Origin of the sequence: Prevotella fusca JCM 17724 (genome assembly GCF_001262015.1) — a bacterium.
GTDB classification, from domain to species: Bacteria; Bacteroidota; Bacteroidia; order Bacteroidales; family Bacteroidaceae; genus Prevotella; species Prevotella fusca.
Map to the genome: position 1 here is coordinate 679,222 of NZ_CP012075.1, position 20,125 is coordinate 699,346.

At 41.0% G+C, this 20,125-nt stretch carries 15 protein-coding genes and 4 pseudogenes; 7 read left to right on the forward strand and 12 right to left on the reverse strand.

Annotated elements, in window-relative coordinates:
* Window positions 1-391: 391 nt before the first annotated feature.
* A pseudogene (locus ADJ77_RS14445) lies at window positions 392-1,086 on the reverse strand (IS1380 family transposase); the annotation flags it as partial.
* Between the two features lie 583 nt (window positions 1,087-1,669).
* Window positions 1,670-1,887 (reverse strand): annotated as a pseudogene (locus tag ADJ77_RS10050) (IS1380 family transposase); the annotation flags it as partial.
* A gap of 164 nt (window positions 1,888-2,051) precedes the next feature.
* Between ADJ77_RS10050 and ADJ77_RS13840 the strand changes: the two are divergent.
* The 3 genes from ADJ77_RS13840 (at window position 2,052) to ADJ77_RS10065 (ending at window position 4,347) form a co-directional block, all read left to right on the forward strand.
* Entirely contained in the window at window positions 2,052-2,759 is a 708-nt protein-coding gene (locus tag ADJ77_RS13840; RefSeq protein ID WP_050696368.1) for a DUF6630 family protein, read from the forward strand.
* Between the two features lie 39 nt (window positions 2,760-2,798).
* Window positions 2,799-3,593 carry a Cof-type HAD-IIB family hydrolase gene (locus ADJ77_RS10060; protein WP_025079189.1) on the forward strand — a complete coding sequence of 265 codons (795 nt, stop codon included), beginning with the start codon at window positions 2,799-2,801 and terminating at the stop codon, window positions 3,591-3,593.
* 121 nt (window positions 3,594-3,714) lie between these two features.
* The gene (locus tag ADJ77_RS10065) at window positions 3,715-4,347 is read left to right on the forward strand and encodes a cation diffusion facilitator family transporter (protein WP_025079190.1); all 633 of its coding nucleotides are present in this window, start codon (window positions 3,715-3,717) and stop codon (window positions 4,345-4,347) included.
* A gap of 372 nt (window positions 4,348-4,719) precedes the next feature.
* Here ADJ77_RS10065 and ADJ77_RS10070 read toward each other — a convergent pair whose 3' ends face one another.
* The gene (locus ADJ77_RS10070; protein ID WP_025079191.1) at window positions 4,720-6,711 is read right to left on the reverse strand and encodes a dipeptidyl-peptidase 3 family protein; all 1,992 of its coding nucleotides are present in this window, start codon (window positions 6,709-6,711) and stop codon (window positions 4,720-4,722) included.
* Between the two features lie 19 nt (window positions 6,712-6,730).
* Entirely contained in the window at window positions 6,731-7,189 is a 459-nt protein-coding gene (locus tag ADJ77_RS10075) for a helix-turn-helix domain-containing protein (RefSeq protein WP_025079192.1), read from the reverse strand.
* 222 nt (window positions 7,190-7,411) lie between these two features.
* Between ADJ77_RS10075 and ADJ77_RS14605 the strand changes: the two are divergent.
* Together ADJ77_RS14605 and ADJ77_RS10090 are read left to right on the forward strand one after the other, a co-directional pair.
* Window positions 7,412-8,265: pseudogene (locus ADJ77_RS14605) on the forward strand (IS1595 family transposase); the annotation flags it as partial.
* A gap of 208 nt (window positions 8,266-8,473) precedes the next feature.
* Window positions 8,474-9,667, forward strand: coding sequence for a transposase (locus tag ADJ77_RS10090; protein WP_234398189.1), 1,194 nt, complete (start codon window positions 8,474-8,476; stop codon window positions 9,665-9,667).
* A gap of 200 nt (window positions 9,668-9,867) precedes the next feature.
* Here the strand turns inward: ADJ77_RS10090 and ADJ77_RS10095 are convergent, their stop codons facing one another.
* Together ADJ77_RS10095 and ADJ77_RS10100 are read right to left on the reverse strand one after the other, a co-directional pair.
* Window positions 9,868-10,242: a hypothetical protein gene (locus ADJ77_RS10095; RefSeq protein ID WP_050696371.1), complete on the reverse strand. Its 375-nt coding sequence runs from the start codon at window positions 10,240-10,242 to the stop codon at window positions 9,868-9,870.
* A 338-nt stretch (window positions 10,243-10,580) separates the two neighbouring features.
* Window positions 10,581-11,882: an IS1380 family transposase gene (locus ADJ77_RS10100; RefSeq protein WP_050696372.1), complete on the reverse strand. Its 1,302-nt coding sequence runs from the start codon at window positions 11,880-11,882 to the stop codon at window positions 10,581-10,583.
* A 706-nt stretch (window positions 11,883-12,588) separates the two neighbouring features.
* Between ADJ77_RS10100 and ADJ77_RS10105 the strand changes: the two genes are divergently transcribed.
* Window positions 12,589-13,077 carry a hypothetical protein gene (locus tag ADJ77_RS10105; RefSeq protein WP_234398093.1) on the forward strand — a complete coding sequence of 163 codons (489 nt, stop codon included), beginning with the start codon at window positions 12,589-12,591 and terminating at the stop codon, window positions 13,075-13,077.
* Window positions 13,078-13,161: 84 nt separating this feature from the next.
* Here the strand turns inward: ADJ77_RS10105 and ADJ77_RS14270 are convergent.
* From ADJ77_RS14270 to ADJ77_RS10125, 5 genes and pseudogenes are all read right to left on the reverse strand, one after another.
* Window positions 13,162-13,377 (reverse strand): annotated as a pseudogene (locus ADJ77_RS14270) (PepSY domain-containing protein); the annotation flags it as partial.
* A gap of 336 nt (window positions 13,378-13,713) precedes the next feature.
* Window positions 13,714-14,331 carry a hypothetical protein gene (locus ADJ77_RS10110; protein WP_042740911.1) on the reverse strand — a complete coding sequence of 206 codons (618 nt, stop codon included), beginning with the start codon at window positions 14,329-14,331 and terminating at the stop codon, window positions 13,714-13,716.
* A 455-nt stretch (window positions 14,332-14,786) separates the two neighbouring features.
* Entirely contained in the window at window positions 14,787-15,404 is a 618-nt protein-coding gene (locus ADJ77_RS10115; RefSeq protein ID WP_025078183.1) for a hypothetical protein, read from the reverse strand.
* Window positions 15,405-15,590: 186 nt separating this feature from the next.
* Window positions 15,591-17,822, reverse strand: coding sequence for a GH92 family glycosyl hydrolase (locus tag ADJ77_RS10120; protein WP_025078182.1), 2,232 nt, complete (start codon window positions 17,820-17,822; stop codon window positions 15,591-15,593).
* Window positions 17,823-17,941: 119 nt separating this feature from the next.
* Entirely contained in the window at window positions 17,942-18,373 is a 432-nt protein-coding gene (locus tag ADJ77_RS10125; protein ID WP_025078181.1) for a hypothetical protein, read from the reverse strand.
* Between the two features lie 701 nt (window positions 18,374-19,074).
* Between ADJ77_RS10125 and ADJ77_RS13855 the strand changes: the two genes are divergently transcribed.
* On the forward strand, window positions 19,075-19,302 hold the full coding sequence (locus tag ADJ77_RS13855) for a hypothetical protein (RefSeq protein ID WP_042740910.1): 228 nt from the start codon (window positions 19,075-19,077) through the stop codon (window positions 19,300-19,302).
* Between the two features lie 217 nt (window positions 19,303-19,519).
* Here the strand turns inward: ADJ77_RS13855 and ADJ77_RS10130 are convergent, their stop codons facing one another.
* Window positions 19,520-20,113, reverse strand: coding sequence for an IMPACT family protein (locus tag ADJ77_RS10130; RefSeq protein ID WP_025078180.1), 594 nt, complete (start codon window positions 20,111-20,113; stop codon window positions 19,520-19,522).
* Window positions 20,114-20,125 lie beyond the last annotated feature (12 nt).

Below are 20,125 nucleotides of genomic sequence, written 5' to 3' on the forward strand. Positions count from 1 at the left end.
TGATGCAAAGGTACATATTGTTTGCGCACACACCAAATGTTTTCAGCGTAAATTGTAATCATTCTAATATTTCTTGATTTGCATCAATGCTTACTAATCAAAAAAAATAGAAAGAGAAAGAAGGGTAACAGCTTTTCACTCTCATGATTCTCACATTAACTCCCACTCAGACATTAAGCCACAACGTCTATCTTCCCTCGTCATAAATTCTTTTATAATTCCTTAATTCCGCAGCGTTTTTCCTTGTGAGGCGATTTTATATGTTGAGATGTCTTTTTGGGGCTCTATATGTTGACATGAGGCTCTTCGGGGCTTCTTGAGGCTTGTCTAGGCATAAAATCCCCCACCCAAACCAATGGGGAATATGAGAACCACAAAGAAATGCTGCTTGTTCAAGGAATACTTCAGAGTAGTATGTTTTATTTGTATACAGGTTCAGAACGTTCCGCCTTCATGTTCGCACCCATTTTGCCGGTACGCTGACAAAATGCAGGATAAAGGCTTTCAGTCTGCTTGTCTTTTTCAAAAACTTGACCTTTTCGCTGATGTGTATATCACTCCGAACATATCCGTCTGTTCCCTGCCGTGCTTGTCCTTCAAGGGAGTACGCTGTACGACAAGCCTGTATGACTTTCCTTCGATGAGGTTGTCCATGCTGACGGATGTGACATCGCACTTCTCATGATTAACTTCAACGCTCTTCCATTCTTCCAGCTGGCGGAACTCCCCGCACCGGTTGCCGCAGTTGGCAGCACGTATATAGAACGTGTTGCAGCACTGCTCTACGGTTCGGATGATTTCCTTCGAGAACGACCCGCAGTCGGCACGGAAACGCTCTATTACAACACCAAGTTCGGAGGTCACACGGTCCATAATTCGGCGAAGCGTGTCCTCCTGATGGAATTTCACATTGGTGTTTCCGTCACGGTTCTCACCTCCGACTATGGTGCCCCCGATGGAAGCCCAGCCCGGGAAATAGCCATGGTCCTGCCTGTAGGAATACTTTGCATCGAACTTGTGGGCAGGAACAAACTGGTGGTCAAAGTCCGGGTCAACATGGCTGCCCGCCTTTATAAGGCTCTCCCGTTAAATGCGTAGATTGGAAACAGAACAAAGGCTTATACGATTGTATGGTATGACTATCAAATATCAGACGGTCTCACAAAAAAGGATAAAGCGCAAGATAAGAATGCAGAAAAGGCAAATACTTACCATGTCCTTCCGTCTTCTACAAACAATTTATTCCCATGTTGATCGCTTTTTGCAAACTATTTTCATGCAGTTCAAAACCAATACATGATCTTTTGGCTTTGAAAAGACGCCCAATTGGCTTGCAATAGATGCCCTTTTGAGGTCTAACTGACGCCCTTTTGAAGTCCAATTAAGCACCTTTTCTTGCACGTCTCTATAATCAACTGATTTACTGTTGGTTGCAAAATTGCTTTTTACACGTGTTTTTGCCTTTATCTGTAGGTATTTTACCCGAAATTATGTCATGATTTTTCAACCCCTTGTCTGCGATTTTCAAAGTATTAAAATGAAAAGGTTTTCTGTGTCGGAGGATGATAATAAAGTAGGTAGCCAAGACAGTCTTGACTATCTATTTGTTTAAGGCATAACTTCGCTTCTTCCGTTAAAGCTATACGAAAAACATCCATGCATTTAATGGTCCTGTAAGCGCATTGATGTCCTCAAGACAATCCCCTCCACAAAGGTAGCTGAAGAAGAAGAGCCCAGAATGCTTCCATAGCTGAATGCCTTGCCGCTGCGTCTGCCCAATACGGATTCGGTAAGTTTCTCAAAACCCAACTTTGAAAAAACGTCCATGATGTGATAAATTCCTCCGAAGGAAGTGATATTCTCGTTTTTAATTGCTACCTTTGTCATGTCAGATTTTTGCTTGTTTATTATTTGATAGCACTAAGATAGGTGAAAATTCTGACATATCCAAGTGTTTTGAGGACTTTGTTTCTCAGGCACTTGGATTTCTCACAAGAAATTATGCTGCGGAATTAAGGGAGGAATCGCATTATTTTCAGAAACAACAGAGTATGAAAGATAAAATAACTAATGGGTGTATATACCTTTTTATATATAGCTTACCATTTGCATTTGGGTGGTGTGCATACGTCACTTTCCAAGACGGTTTATGGTTCTTATGTTTTATAATGGCTTTAGTAGCGTTATTCTTTTTGTTCCTCATTTTGGTATCCATCTTTTTCAAACCAGCCCCTCAAGAGCCTTCTCCAGAAGAACTGTTGCAGCGTATTATGGTTCCTGAGAGAGAAGAAGAATTACTGGCTTTTGCTCAGAAAGTGGCTGGAGAAGACAAAGAACTTATGCAGATGGTGAAAGAAAGCCTCCAAGATCCGATTGAATTTTATCGTCAGCAGGAGAAAAGAACCAAAAACAGATATATCGCTGATATATATTATGAAATGCTGGAATACTACCAAGAGAATCTGGAAGAACTAAATCATTTCACCTTACCTTACCTGTTATATGAGTACAAAGCACTTGGATGGCTTGCCCGTAAAGAGGACGAAGAGGATATTGTAAGCGAAATACAATCCCTGCAACGTGTCATATGCCACCATCTTCCTATTCCCGAACTTGATATGTCAATAGATTATGATGTTCCTAATGCCCTCCTTTGTGTTAATGAGGCATGGAAAACAAGTGGTTATCAGATAGCACTTATTGATGAAGACAGTTCCGATTACTGGATTGCCATCATCCCTTTAGAATATAATAATTGAAATCTTTTTTGTACCTTTGTAGTCTAAAAGAGATTCAACATGGCAATTAAAGCTGCATTCTTCGATATAGACGGTACGCTGGTATCATTCCAGACTCATCAGATTCCAGCATCTACAATAAAGACGATAGAACAGGTTAAGGAACAAGGGATGAGGATTTTCATTTCTACAGGACGCCCTGTAGCCATCATCAACAATATTGATGTCATCCGTCACCTTGTTGATGGATATATAACCTTTAATGGTGCACGGACATTCATCGGCGCTGAGGATATTACCTTGATGCCTATTCCTGAAGAAGAAGTGCGAGCCATGATAGAGGATGCCAGCCGTCGAAATTATGCTGTTGTAGTGTGTGGTAGGGATGATATTGGCATCCACAATCATACAAGCATCTTTGACGACATCTTTGTACGTGGCTTGGGAGTTGATAATATTGACATCCATCAGCCTATAGACCCTTTACTTCAGCGCCCTGTCTTGCAACTTACTCCTTTCTTCAGTGAGGAAGATGAGAAAGAGATACTTCCTTCAATGCCGCATTGCATATCGGCACGTTGGCATCCAAGTTTTACGGATATAACTGTACATGGTGCTGACAAAGGCAATGGGTTACTGCAGATGGCGGAACATATTGGTATCAGTCCTGAGGAGTGTATTGCCTTCGGTGATGGTGGAAACGACATAAGTATTCTCCGCTCTGCAGGTATCGGGGTGGCAATGGGAAATGCCGATGAGGATGTACAGGCTGTTGCTGATTATGTTACAACAAGCGTAGATGAGGATGGAATACGCAATGCGTTCATACACTTCGGGATAATCAATAAATCATAACTCGGAAATCAAAATAATAAATCCAATTTTTCTTGTATTAGTTATATTCTCATAATATACACGGTAATCATAATTTTGAATTATGAACTTTGAACTATGAATTATGAATTAAAAGAGAGCAATGTCAAGTAAAATAGAACGTTATTCACAGGAAAAGCGCACAGCTTTTGTGGTGGTCTTTGCATTCTGTGTGATGCTTGCTGAAATCATCGTAGGACTTTTCTCCCATTCAATGGCACTCTTTGCAGATGGTGTCCACATGGGATCGCATGTGCTGGTTATTGGACTTAACTGGGCTGCCTATGTCCTGGTACGTCGATTGGAAAGCAAGGGAACAACACGCTATGATACGGAGAAGATATTGAATCTGTCAGCCTTTACAAGTGGTATTCTGCTGATTCTTACAGCTATATTCATCATCGTTGAGGCTGTGGAACGTCTTACGACACATGGAGAAATCCTTAATTATGAGCTTGCCCTCATCACGGCAGGTATCGGACTGATAGCTAATACCATCAGTGCGTCAGTACTTCATGGACATCATGGTACTACGGATTACAACAGCCATGCCGCTTATCTCCATGTTCTTTCCGATGCACTGACAGAGATTGGAGCTATCATCGGGCTGTTCTGTGCCATGCTTTGGGACATCACTTGGATTGATTCTGCTGTTGCTGTAGTCAGTGCTTTGGTTGTTCTCCGCTGGGCAAAACGACTACTTTGGGACACAGGCAGGTCGTTGACAAAATTATGAACTATATGAGTTTCATGGAATCAAGGCTGAAACTGTTTATTCCCACTCTTGGGTTGTTTTAACCCAAATCATTTGATAGTACAGAGAACTGTTTACAATTTTTCTGTGTGGAGGTAACTATTCAGCGATAACAGATATATACAGGGCATATCAATTTATCAAACCTTAAATAAGGCTTGAATAGCATTATATGGCCTTTTGTCGTGCTTCCTAGCAGTTTTGTAAGCATCTCGTGTATTTAGATAATAGCAGAAACTTTTGATATTTTGCTTCCAAAAATAACAATGAACAAACTTGGGCTAAAGTATAAAGACCCAGAACAATTTACGAGACTAACCATGATGTGGAACCTACAGAACGAGCGTTTACCTTTTAAAGAGTTTGATATTCATTGGAATAACGAAGCATCTGATCTGTGTACGATTCTGAATAATCAACCGTAACATCAATGACCTCACCCGACTCGTTATATACGGGAGTGAGAACAGGATTTATAAAGCCTTTATAAGGTGCAATATTCAGGTGTTCATACCGTCTAAGAACTTCTGCATGGAGATTTGTATCAAGATTGATGGCGTATGTTTCAACCAATTGTCGTGCAGCTTCAAAGTCACCTTCGCTTTTGATACGCTGTATTTCAGCCAACTCATATGCAAATATATGGCGCAATGCTTCATAATCATTGATGCGGACATAAGTCTTCCGTTCGCCAGTTTCTTCAAATTTCCGGTTGATAAACTCGACGACATTTGTTTCTTTTCCTAATTCCATAGCCCATTGCGCAATTAGAGCACGATTCTGCATGTGTGCTTCTTCTATCTGCTTGCCTGGTTTTATCCGTACTTGTTGTGTAAGTAGTCCGTTCATCATGTAGCTATAATACTGTGCCTTATATGCCTCAGAACTATCGAGCAAACCGAGTTCCAACAGCTTCCTGTCAGCAATATAATACAGTCCGAAAAGATCGGCACGGGCTTCTTCAATAGTATTGCCGTAGCTCTTCAATGCATCAGGATCAGTTCCTGGCGACAGCCGCCCACTGCCATGCCCTAAACACTCATGAAGGTCAGTGTGCAGGTTATCCGTTTTGTCAGCATACAGTTCCATTAGCTTACATGTATCAGCATCTACAACGAATTCCTCACGGAACCCATTACCTTTTGCAGCCATGTTGTAAGCATGTGTAAGATTAGAAATTGTAACACTCTTTGATCCATGTTCTGCACGAATCCAGTCAGCATTTGGTAGATTGATGCCAATAGCAGAAGCTGGGTAGTTGTCTCCTCCCAGCATAGCAGCGCAAACGACATTGGCGATGATGCCTTTTACCTTTGGCTTACGGAAAAGCGGATTGATGGGAGAATGATCCTCAAACCATTGTGCATTAGTCGATATAGTCAGTGTGCGGTGTGTTGCTTCAAGATCTTTATATTCAACAATACCCTCCCACGAACCTTTCAATCCCATAGGATCACCATAAACTTCAATGAAACCATTGATAAAGTCTATGCGACCTTCTTGTTCATGTAGCCACTCTATGGAATAAGTATCAAAATCATGGAGATCACCAGTTTCATAATAGCGTACCAGCAGGTTTATCACATGTCTTTGCTGATCGTTTTCTGCAAAATCTTTTGCACGATTCAGCCAATACACAATTTTCTGGATGGCCGCACCGTATTTCCCGTCAACTTTCCAAACATCTTCACAGATTAAGTCACCTTTCTTAATGAGTGTGGAATTCAACCCGTAAGATGGAGTTGCTGTAGTCGGACCATCCTGCTTCAATTTCGTATAAAAGTCTTCAACCTCTTTCTGACACACCCCTTCATAATAATTACATGCAGAAGAGCTTACTATATCTTTGCCATTACCTTTTTCGACTCTTTTGGGGAGGACAGTAGGATTGAAGATAACAGGACAGAGTTCTTCAAGCAGCATGTTAACAGTTTCTCCTTCTTTGAGGGGGAGCAACTTAGAGTTAATATCCATTACGATATTACGGAAAAAGGCTTCAGAGAACAGGGGAACAAACTTATCACATCCATAATGATGGTAAATACCACTGGCAAACCAAATCTGCTTTAAATAATGTTCTAAAGCAAGGAAATCATCCTCTAACCGATTACCTTGATAGTTTATGAAAACAGCCTCCAGCGTCTTTCGGATGCGGAGGTTGTATTTACCAAACTGATCAAATGTAATATCACGTCCAAACAAGGTTGCCTTTGAAAGGCAGTAGATTAGTTGTTTCTGCCGGATAGTCAGTGCGTTGAAACCCGGAAGCCGATAACGAAGCATTTGTATATCGGCAAATCTCTCATCCTGAAAATTGAAAGTTACCTCTTCTGCAGATTCTATCATCTTTATATTATAACTCACTTCATTTCTTGAGTGGTTTCTTCAAACGCACTTCTTCTGAAGGATGTTGCGTCATATGATTCATTCTGTAGTCACGTGGTGTGACTCCAGTTATCCGGTAGAAAGAAGCATAGAAAGACTGTCTGTTGGAGAAACCGACCATATCACTGATGTCTTCCATGTTCAAGTCTTGATACCGCTTGTCTACCAGAAGAGCCATCGCCTCCTCTATACGGAATTTGTTTACAAACGAGGTGTAGTTCATGTGGAATCGAACATTAACTACTGCCGAAATGTAGCGCGTATTAGTCCCCAAGTCCTCGGCAAGCTGTTTGGCAGAATAATTCTTGTCTTTGTAGCGTTGCTGAATAAGGATGATGTTGAGAATTTTCTCCTTCAATTCATCCATTAATTGCGGACTGACCAAACTACGGTAGGCGGCTACCTTTTCCCTTTTTTCTGTTAAATTGTACTTAGCCATAATCCGTGAATTTTTAGTTACCAGTTCTGTTATTACACTGCAAATATAGCATAATTAATTGATACTGTCAAGTTTATAGCATTTTTTTAATATCTATTAGTTATTAATTTTCGGCAATATTTTTTCTGTGTGGTGATGTTAGGACTAAAGAATGTTAATTTAGACAGTCTTCCTTTATAAACATCTGTAATTCAATTTCTTTTGCAAGAAACGATGAACTTAATGTTGCTTAAAGATTTCTTTCAAATATTTCCTGACGAAGGAAGCTGTATAGACTATTTTCGTCAGATTCGAGAAGATGTAGGAATTACCTGTCCTAAATGTGGCTATACTGACCATAAATGGTCAGATGGTAGAAAAGCATTTCAATGTAAGACTTGTGGTTATCGTACTCCCCTAACAAAGGGTACTGTAATGGAAAGAAGTCACATACCCTTATATGATTGGTTCTTTACAGCTCACATGATGTCTTCATTCAAGCAGGTCCTCTCTGCAAAAGATATTCAATATCAATTAGAACGAAAAGATTACCCTGCAGTATGCTGCTGATGATGAAGTACCGTGATATCATGGATAAAAGAGAATCGCAATATACCTTATCGGCACAGGTAGAACTGGATGTATCTTACTTTCAAACCTCTGTTATAACAGATCCTGAATCCGAAGATATTGAGAAAGAAACCAAAATGGTACAAACGCCTGTATTGGTAATCGCAGAAAGTAAGCCTGTTGATGAAATGTTGAGCGAGTATCTTACAAATATAACTGAAAACAAGTACGTTAACAAGGCGTCAAAACTTCTCAGGAGGTCTTCTACACAGAAAGTCAAGAAGGTTGTACGTTATGTCAAGATGTTCGCTATGCCCGATAGTAAATATGTCTCCATAAAACCATATGCAGAAAAGGCTGTGAGTCCCACTGCTAAAGTTGTGACTGACGGAGGAACAAATCTTATCAGCTTGAGAGAGCTGTTCTGTCATGAATCCTACAGGGAAACGGAAGGGGAGGTGCATGAGGTGGTGACTAAGGTTTTGCCGTGGGTACATATAGTAACAGGAGAATGTCGTACAATAGTCCGTTAAATTTTCGCAGTTTATGAAGTTTTCACCCAAAAGCCAACATAAATTGTGGCAGAAAACAAATATGATAAGTATCTGAAAAAGAGTAGATTAAACAACAATATATAACATAATAAAATCGGCTATCTCATTGAATTTCAGCAACTTTATAGATGTAAAAAAAACAATAAAGTTTATGCTGACAACCAACTTGATTAGCCGATATATGAAGCTCTGCAAAGCAGCATTTAGTGCCGAAGATGGAGCAAAGTTAAGCAAAAGTATCCAGACAAACGTCATGGAAATGCTTTTTCTTTTGATGGTCATCCCAAGGAGATGCAATTTCACGCAGATGGGACGCTATGGCAATCGTGGCGAGCAATGCTATCGGCAGACGGCAGAGCGTAGCGTGAACTGGCTCGAGATGAATATGTGGCTGAGTGCTTTCGCCTTCAAGGAGGGTAAGGGTCGCAATGCCATCGTCATCGATCCAAGTTTCATAAAGAAGTCCGGGAAGCAGACCCCATACGTGGGTACGTTTTGGTCCGGCTGTGCAGGTACTGTAAAGCATGGACTTGAGATACTCGGTATCGGGGTGATAGATGTAGACCTACATGAGTGTATGATGCTCAAGGCGATGCAGACCACATTGGAAAAAGGCGAGGAGAAAAAAGAGATGAGCCTGTACGACTGGTATGCCAAGGCATTGGAGGACGACAAGGTAAGGCTGCAGCGTATCTGCAAGGTGCTTGTCGCCGACTCAGCCTTCTCCAAAAGACCTTTCATCGACAAGGTAATGAAGACGGGATTCCATGTTGTGAGCCGCCTGCGTCATGACGCAGCCTTGTTCTACACATGGGGCGGGGAACCCACGGGAAAGTCCGGCCGTCTCCGTGTCAAAGGTGACAAGATTGACGTGAGGAACATCGACATGTCTAAAGTCGAAATGCTTGGGCTGGAGGAGACCTCCGGCAAGGTCTATGCGCTCAAGGCATGGTGCAAGTCCTTGCGCAGGGTCGTTTCGCTTGTCATCCACGAGTTGCCCAACGGTGTCCGCCGTCTGTACTTCGCTACGGATGAGAACATGAGTGGACGCGATGTGGTGGAATATTACACCACACGTTTCCAGGAGGAGTTCTGCTTTCGCAACGCAAGGCAGTTCCTCGGCCTTACAGATTGTCAGGCACGCGACAAGAGAAAACTTGACTCTGCCTTCAACTCTTCATTCACGGCACTCAATGTGACCAAAATCATTTGCAAGGAACCTGGCACGTCCATCGGTCGACTTAAAGCGCAGATGGTCAATGCCTACTATGCGCAACGAATTATTGACGTGTTCGAGAAAAACCCGAACACGACATTAAAAAAGAAAGTATTAATGAGATATTTAGTTTCGATGCTGAAGCAGCATAAAAATTAACGGAGTATTGTAGAAAGACCAAAGGAGTTATATCGAGTCAAGACAAGACAACAGCTTGTTGGGAGTTAGAGGAGTCAAAGGGAATTAAAAGACTTTAGTCGTTACCATCTACTTATGAAAAAGACTCAGAAACAAAGTATTGCCCCAACTTCTTTAACTCCTTTACTCCATCAACTTCTCTCACTCACAGTTACACTCCTTTAATAATTCTTCTCAGTGTAAGTTTCATCCAGCAACACCTTCGACGGAGCTTTGCCAGAATGATAAGTATATCTGAAATTGAAGCCGGCATCCTTGTAAGCCTTTGTACCAGGGTCAGCCTTCAAAGCATCGCCTAAGGCTTTCCTTAACTCTGACCTTTTCGCAACAATGACCTGTTCATTGTCAGCCTTGTCCAAAAGTGTATGATAGTAATGAATCGTACGGGAAGAGGCTTCAAACACCATACTGTCCATTCGGGTATCATTAACCACTGGTGTTGGGCATTTCTTCTCCGTGTATTCCTTACATTCCTGTGCCGCCCTTTCCTCCAAGCTACCATGACAGGCAGTGAGAGAGCAGCAGTGCACCTGCATAAAATAACTGTTTCATTCTCATTCAACTAATATTAAAAGTGGTTCAGAATACTCATACAAAGAAAACACTCTTTATATATCCCTCACCGAATATCTGTTGCAAAGATAAGAAAATAGATTCTTCCGTTAAATGCGTAGACACTTTTCGTATAGCTTTAATAAAAGACCTCATTTCCGCAGCGTTTTTCCTTGTGAGGCGATTTTTTATATGTTGAGATGTCTTTTTGGGGCTCTATATGCTGATATGAGGCTCTTCGGTGGTTCTTGAGTCTTGTCTAAGCATGAAATCCCCCACCCAAACCAATGGGGAAGTATGAAAAACCACAAAGAAATGCTGTTTATTCAAGGAAGACCTCAGAGTAGTAGGTTTTATTTGTATATAGGTTCAGGACGTTCCGCCTTCCTGTTCTCACCCATTTTGCCGGTACGCTGACAAAATGCAGGATAAAGGCTTTCAGCCTGCTTGTCTTTTTCAACGGCTTGACCTTTTCGCTGATATAACGGACGAGGTGGAGATAAAAGTTCTTCAGCATGGCAGTAACCATCATGAAAACCATGTTCTCATCCATGAAGGAAAATGGCAGATGCGACCAGCCGAAGTCATTGTTCTGTATGTCGAAGTTCTTTTCGCTCGCTCCACGTTCATTGTAGAATGTAATGATGTCCTTCTCTGTGGATGTCCGGTTGTTGGTAAGGATACAGCGGTATGTGTATATCACTCCGAACATATCCGTCTGTTCCCTGCCGTGCCTGTCTTTCAAGGGAGTACGCTGTACGACAAGCCTGTATGACTTTCCTTCGATGAGGTTGTCCATGCTGACGGAGGTGACATCGCACCTCTCATAACCAACCTCAACGCTCTTCCATTCTTCCAGCTGGCGGAACTCCTCGCACCGGCTGCCGCAGTTGGCAGCACGTATATAGAACGTGTTGCAGCGCTGCTCTACGGTTTGGATGATTTCCTTTGAGAACGACCCGCAGTCAGCACGGAAACGCTCTATCACCACACCAAGCTCGGAGGTCACACGGTCCATAATGCGGCGGAGCGTGTCCTCCTGATGGAATCTCACATTGGTGTTTCCGTCACGGTTCTCACCTCCGACTATGATTCCCCCGATGGAAGCCCAGCCCGGGAAATAGCCATGGTCCTGCCTGTAGGAATACTTTGCATCGAACTTGCGGGCAGGAACAAACTGGTGGTCAAAGTCCAGGTCAACATGGCTGCCCACCTTTATAAGTTCCATTCTCCGTATCATCCGTAAAAGTAAGGTGTTCAGCTTCTCTGCAGTGTTGAAACTATAAGACTTTCCTGATGTCTCGCTCTTGTAGATAATGTTCTCTTCGGCAAGCTCCTTCAGTCCGCGCCCCACGGTGTCGGCACCGGGTAACAGCGTACCAGGTCTCTGCCTGAACTGTCCTGTAAGCGCATTGATGTCCTCAAGACAATCCCCACCGCAAAGGTAGCTGAAGAAGAGGGAGCCCAGGATGCTTCCATGGCTGAATGCCTTGCCGCTGCATCCGCGTCTGCCCAACACGGAATCAGTAAGTTTTTCAAAGCCCTGCTTTGAAAAAACGTCCATGATGTGATAAATTCCTCCGAAGGAAGTGATATTCTCGTTTTTAATTGCTACCTTTGTCATGTCAGATTTTTGCTTGCTTGTTATGTTTGTTGCACTAAGATAGGTGAAAATTCTGACATATCCAAGTGTTTTGAGGACTTTGTTTCTCTGGCACTTGGATTTCTCACAAGAAATTATGCTGCGGAATTAAGGAAGTAATCTCATACTATAATACTTTTGATTGTTTACCGGTCACTGGTAATCATATTACCTATGCCTGATAATGACGAGGGGGGGATAGAATTCTGTAATTATCACGATGACAGTGATAGCATTTTTGTTTTTTAAGGGATTTAAAACGCTAACTAAGGGGGAGATATAACGTTATCGCAGGAAAAAGAAAGGCAACATCCTTCTATTTCTTTGTTTTCCAAAAAAATATATATATTTGCAGAAGACAAAAAATACAACCGCATTACTGACACCTAATAGTCATAACTTATGATCTCATACTGCTCAATAAAGATTGGGGGATGACCGCCAAACATAATGGTCTCCCAAAGCAATCTTTATCTGATAACAGAGACAACTACACATGCGATTGAATACCTTCTGGATAAATCCAAGTGGAGAGAAGAATTTAAATAACCATAAAGAAATTATGATGAGAAAGATTTTCATTTGTTTTACATTATGTATACTCTTGTGTTCTTGTACATTTCTTATTGGAAATAACAAGAAGACAAAATTTGACCCATATCCAATTCCCAAAGATTTGGACAAAGCAATGAATAAGACTCATATGCATATATCTACCAGTGGAGACAGGTATTTCAGGTCTCTTTTCAGAAACTATAAGAAAAAAGCAAAGATGTGGTCTAACGAAGAGTACAAGGATAGCTTTTTTCTTGTTGATTCTGCATACTTCTCCAAGACACTGTATCAAACAGAGTACTATACATTACAAATATATAAAAGTGGTTCAAAATACAGAGATAAAATTGGTGATGAAATGGCAGCACCAGTGAACTACCTGATGCTTGTTACAGTAGACGACAAAGAACAAGTCATAGATAGCATGACATGCTATTATTTCGTATACTTTTTATATGAATCTGCCGAACGCTATTTCCAAATAAAGAACAATACGACCATTAATATATATGATTTTTATATCGATGAAATAAAAGCGCAATTTAAAGGGAAATATACATATAAAATCAGCAAAGAAGGCAAGTTCGTATTAACAAACATCTATCCACCACATGATCTTTAGCAAAGATAACATCGCTGAATTGTGAGGGGGACTTTGATGCCTATGTACAAACTTCAATAATTCTGAAATACAACTTAAATTATGGTTTTCAGCATCATTATAGCATAGTGTTCCACGTAGCAAGCCATTGTTCCATTGTTCAAAAGAATAGTGACTTGGTAATAGAGCACGGCTCACGTTGATATCAGCAAAGGTTTGGCGATGGTTGAGGATAATCCCAGATAGGCAGAACATTATCAAGAAGAACGTAATGATAATTCCAACCCATTTATGATATTTACGCCATGTTTTGCGTTTCATATCTTGTTGTTTGTGATATGTCGTTTCTACTCAGTTCTAAAACGGGAGTACAAACTTATATAAAAATGCTGTATTTAGGGACTTTCTGAAGCATTATTTTAGTTTATAGGTTAACGAGTGGACAAGTAAGCAAGTTGTGTTTTTATCATAAACAACGTGTTTACTTGTCTATTCGTTCACGGAAAGCTGGTAAGTAATCTCGCACAGATGTTATAAAGGTACAGGTTTATGTGAAGATAAGTGTAATTTACAAAGACCTAAAGGTTAAAGAATCCACAGAATTTACCAAAAAAGAAGAGGAGCATATAGATACTCCTCTTTATTTTTTCTTTTATATTAATTCTTTACTGGCTTGTAGTAAATATACTTCTCTAAAACAATGCCTTTGAGAGGGAAGGTGTTGAAGTCTGTTTCTTTGAACTCCAAAGTATAGCCATCGTTTCTCATTACTTCAATTTTACGAATCACATTTCCAAAGTATAAGGTTAGCATACCTTTTAATGTATAGGTATATTCGCCTTTAGATTCTAAAATCCAATCACCTTCAGCATCCTTCTTTAATAACTGTATATTAGAACGGTCCAAGATGTAAAAGTGGTGTTCCTTATCCCCTAAATCAGTTGCATTATAGTTTAGGTTTTGCAGTAAATTAAAGTCTTTGCCTGTATTAGGATCAATAGGAATCCATCTTCCATCCTTCGCATTTACACGGAACTTTACCGTATATGTTTTTTTTGTATCAGGATTTCTAACAATAGCATAACTACCATTAGTAGTTGCTGCCCATTCACCTACTGGCATGTGAAGTTCTGATAGTTCATGATCTACGTGGAAGCCGCCATTGTTCTTGTTGTCGTTATTGTCATCACTTTTGCTACAACCTGTGAAGACAACCACTCCAAATAACATCAAACCAGCCCATAAGGCAGATTTCAAGGTACACAATTTTTCCATAATTTGTTTTTTATAAGTATAACATGAAGGTTCGTGAATTTTCAATTATGTTTTAAGTACATTTATTCATCATCTTTTTCTACATCAAAAGAACCGATCTTTCAGATGATTATCATCTGTGTATGATTTCTTTTCGTGAAAAGAAATATTTTTGTTCATGAAAATAAATATTTTTTCCATGAGAACAAATATTTTTATTCATGAAAATAATTCTCCAAAGATACTTAGACGTTATAAAAGTGACAATTTAGTGCTTATTTCTCATTCGCTGAACCTACCTTAATTTATATGTAACAAAGATAAGAAAAAGTGATAAATAAGTGAGAAGTTGTGTTTTTATTTTAAGTGATTTTATCTATAATGTTTAAAAAAGAAGCCCCAATTAACAGAGCTTTACGTAAGATTCAACTACTGTTAATTGGGGTAAATGTTATCTGTTTGGATTATGGTATGTCTTACTTTCTTGTAACACGAACATATCTCATCACCTTCTTGACCACTACTCTTCGCAAGTCACTGTCATTAAATTTTGTCTGAGTTAGTTCAAATTCATTGTTGTTCAAGAATCTAATCTGAAGTTGCTTGCGCATCTTACCGTCTATCTTCATAAAGAAGCCATCGCGGCGGAAACCATATACTCCCATATCGTCATCGCGTTTCCATCTGCCGTTGTCTTCTCTTTCTATAACACTCATCGTACCATCACGGTAAAAGTCAAAACGATGCAGCTCATCATCGAGATCGTCATCGTCATGACCAACAAGCAAACGCAAGTCAACACTTTCACCTGTCCTGAAGTCAACTGGGAGGAACTTGTAGTCATCATATCTGTCAATCATGAAGCCTACCTTATACTCTTTACGTGTTCTCGGATTGCGCACAATGGCGTAACTTCCCTTGTTGGTCAGTTCCCATGTACCTACAATCTGAGCATTGTTGGCAGGTGCAGCAGCTACTACTTTATTATTATCATTTACTTCATTATTGACAGCACTTGAACTGGAAAATGCAAACAGTCCACTAAGTACTAAACCAGCACATACTGTACGGTTAGGAAAAAACAATCTTTTCATTGCTAAACACTCATTTTTGGATTAATATGCAGCAAATATAAATAAAAATATTATAATAGCAATGGGGAAAACATTTCGTTTTAATTGAATTTATAGATATTGATGAAATCGCAACATCCAATTAACATATTTGCTCAAAAAGAAACAAATTCCCTTAATTGGGTGCTGACAACATAGGACCACGTTCTATCTCGCAGGCTTACTGCCCATCGTAAAGTATATATCTGAACCTGAAAGCAATGTTTCATGCTCAAGATAATAATGTGGATAAGGCTGCCCGTTTATGGCCATACGCAGGATGAAACGGTTATCAGCATCACTTTTGTCAGCACAAATCGTAACAGTCTTGCCATTCTCAAGCTGTATCTTGACCTTGCGGAAATAGGGTGTCCCTATCATATACTGCGTACTGCCGGGGCAAACGGGATAGAAACCAAGGGCAGAAAAAACATACCAGGCTGAAGTCTGACCATTATCCTCGTCGCCACAATAACCGTCGGGCTGTGCAGTATAGAGACGGTCCATAACCTCACGCACCCAAAATTGCGCCTTCCAAGGCTGTCCGCTGTAATCATAGAGATAAATCATGTGCTGTATCGGCTGGTTTCCATGTGCATAATTTCCCATGTTCATGATTTGCATCTCACGTATCTCGTGAATCGTGAAGCCGTAATAACTGTCGTCGAAAACAGGAGGAAGATGGAAGACACTGTCCAGCATCGCATTGAATCTGTCGTTTCCTCCCATCAGCTGCGCCAGTCCGACTGGGTCGTGGAAAACACTCCAGGTATAATGCCAGCTGTTTCCCTCCGTGAAGGCATCGCCCCACTTGAACGGATTGAAAGGTGACTGGAAACTTCCATCCTCATTACGTCCACGCATAAGTCCTGTCTCCTTGTCGAAAACCTTCTGATAGTTCATTGCACGTAGTTTGAAAGGCTTGAGCTCCTTGGCACTCTTTCCGAGTTTCAAACCCAGCTGATAGATACACCAGTCATCGTAAGCATACTCCAATGTGCGGGCAACACTCTCGTTAATACCTACATTGTAAGGCACATAACCTAAACGGTTATAATAGTCGAAGCCCCTGCGTCCTGTGGAACTGATCGTAGAATGCACTGCATTAGCACCATGCACGACGGCTTTCCAAAGCGTTTCAATATCATAGCCACGCAGCCCCTTGATATAAGCATCAGCAACGACTGAGGCAGAGTTATTGCCCACCATGCAGTCGCGATGCCCCGGACTTGCCCACTCCGGTAGAAATCCACTCTCCTTATAGGCATTGACCAAGCCGGCTTGTATCTTCTCATTCATTGACGGATAGACGAGGTTGAGCAATGGGAAGAGCGAACGGAAGGTGTCCCAAAAACCTGTGTCTGTAAAGAGATAGCCTGGTAGCACTTGACCATTATAAGGGCTATAATGAATAGGATTACCCTGTTCATCAAACTCATAGAACGAGCGTGGGAACAGTACAGAGCGATAGAGGCAACTATAGAAAGTACGAAGATGGTCAATATTCTCATCTTCTACCTCTATACGTCCTAACACATCGTTCCACTCCTTTCTACCTTCTGCCTTCACTTCTTCAAATGATTTCCCCTCAACTTCCTTGAGATTACGCTGTGCCTGCTCATCACTGATAAATGAAGAAGCTACCTGTACATTGACTCGTTCGCCCCGCTTGGTGCGAAATCCCACAACAGCCATAGCGTGATTGCAGGTAGAAGAGGTTAAACCCTCTGACAATTTACCATCCTCAATACTACCAATGTATGTAAAGTCATGGTCGAATCGAAGAACAAAAAAGTTCTTGAAACCTACGGGAACGCCTCCGCTGTTCTTCGTTGTATAGCCAATGATGGTGCGCTTATCAGGCATAATTGTCACAGAAGAACCCTTGTCAAACGCATCCACAACGAAGTACGCTTCCTCTGCCTGCGGATAGGTAATGCGCATCGCAGCAGCCCGACTGGTAGGACTTATCTCTGCCGTGACGTCATAGTCAGCCAGATAAACCTTGTAGTAATAAGGCGTAACGGTCTCAGCTTTATGAGAGAACCAGCTGGCACGACCTTCCTCATCAAAGACCTTCTTACCCACAACTGGCATGATTGAGAACTGTCCGTAGTCATTTATCCACGGACTGGGCTGATGAGTCTGCTTGAGTCCACGAATCTTATCAGCTCCGTAAGTGTAAGTCCAGCCATCTCCCATCTTTCCTGTCTGTGGTGTCCAGAAGTTCATACCCCACGGCAAGGCAATAGCGGGATAAGTATTACCCGTCGACAGCTCCGACTTTGATGCCGAACCAACCAGTGGATTCACGTAATCAACAGGGTTATGTACTGTGACAGAATGGCTGTTTAACACCATAGTCAACAGCAGGGAAACAACAAAAAGACTTCTTTTCATATACCAGTTTTATGTTTAGGTGTTTTATATATCAGGCTTAAAACCAGACTTTTAATAATGACAGGGTGATGTTTGAAAGCATGGAACAGCTTATACTGACACAGATAGTATAATGAAAATTACTTTGTTGCCGACTTCCATATCCATAGTTCTCCTATCTGAAATCTAACCAACAGTTTTGCCCCAGTATCCGTCAGCATGATACCTTTTGTTCCAGGCTGCAACAAGAACACCTCTCCCCTATTCAGCTGTTCAATGACAGTAGAGTCTTTCCGGCTTGTCTCATCAGGACGAGGTAAGACGTCAAGTTCATCCATATTGACTACTCCGAAACAAGAGAGCGTCAGCGTCACCTCACTGCTTCTGTTACTGATAAAACCAGCATCCCTCTTGTTCACGTTCTGAACAGATTGATTGCCTTTTTCAACAAACTCTGTTTGAGCCGTCTTAATGCCTTGTTCGTCATATTTTGGCTGTTCCTGCTTACCCTTATTACATCCACAAAGGGTTAAAGACGCTGACACAAGTAAAACAAACACTTTTCCTATCATTTACTTCAAGTCTTAATATGCAAATACAAAAGTACACTTTTCTGTGCATAACAGCAAGAGATGTGAAATAAAAAGGACGGATAACATATATAGAGCAGCTATAACTGCATATTAATCTATCCCTTTTTCATCACAACAAAATATTGGTATCTGACAAACTTTTCCATATAAGTTGGTCATTAGTGGCTTACTATAATGACCCTAAAAAGGTTCATCCGTTAAATGCGTGGACACTTTTCGTATAGCTTTAGCGGAAGAACCGAAGTTATTTATTAAATAAAACATAGCCAAGACGGTCTTGTCTACCTACTTTATTATCATTCTCCGACGCAGAAAACCTTTTCATGTTAATACTTTGAAAACCGCAGACAACAGATTGAAAAATCATGACATAATTTCGGATAAAATATCTACAGATAAAGGCAAAAACACGTGTAAAAAAACAAGTTTGCAACCAACAGTAAATCAGTCAGTTATAAGGTAGTACAAGAAAAGGTGCTTAATTGGACTTCAAAAGGGCGTCAGTTAGACCTCAAAAGGGCATCTATTGCAAGTCAATTGGGCGTCTTTTAGAAGCCAAGAGACCATGTATTGGCTTTGAGCTGCATGAAAATAGTTTACAAACATTGGTCGGTATGAGAATAAAACGTTTGTAGAACTATGACCTTCTCGAAACAGGAAAGAACTGCTACTACCTTCTCATGAACCGTGGTGAGATGAACAGGTTTATCGTCCTGTTAAGTATGACCTGCCGCTTCCGTGCGATAGTCCGCAAGTATAATGCTGGGAAACAGCCAGGCATCCAATGCTACATCGTTGGCGACACCATGGGCGACTTATTCCGACAAAAAAGAGAATCGCTACTTATGATAACCTTACGGAAAAAGAATCCTCTCAATAATGGAAAGGCTGTTGGGTGTCCTGCCTGAACACCTGATGATTGACATCTTCGGAACGATGGCTAACATTACAGGGACAATACGGACATGGAGAAGACGATAGCTATCGTAAATCTGCTGACGGAAAAATCCACAAAAGCGGATAGAGTCATTTTTTGACCCCATATTAAACCAACGATTCCAGAGCATATATGCTTAATACGATATGCACGGGATGGCGAATACCACAAGTGGGAAAGATCAGCGATTAATCAAATGACAACTTCTTCAAGCGAGTACGCAGTTCTTCTGCCAGACTCTTCCTTATGGAAAGGGTTATTTCACAGGTGTTGTCAAATTCTTGATCAATGATGCGAGGATTCATTTCCTTTATTATCCGCATAACATCATTCATCATTGGGTAAGTAAATGTATATTTTATTTCTTCTTCTATGAACTTTTCCTCTATAACACTGTTTGCTAAAGCATCTGCAGCTGCTTCACGATAAGCAACAATCAAACCGCCAGAACCAAGGTTTATACCTCCATAATAGCGAATAACACAAACAAGCGTGTTTGTCAAGCCATTACTGTCAATCTGTCCGAGAATCGGCTTACCTGCTGTTGAGGAAGGCTCCCCGTCATCATTTGCACGAAATTCCGTTCCTTCAAAACCTACTCTATAGGCATAGCAGCAATGGCGTGCATCATAATACTTCTTCCTGTACTCCTTTACGATTTCCAAAGCCTCTTCTACAGAGTCAACATGATGCACAAAAGCGAGGAACTTACTCCGCTTTTCAGAGTAATATCCCTCGCTAATTGTCTTCTCTTTTATTGTTTTGTATTTATCGCTATCCATTCAAAAAACATT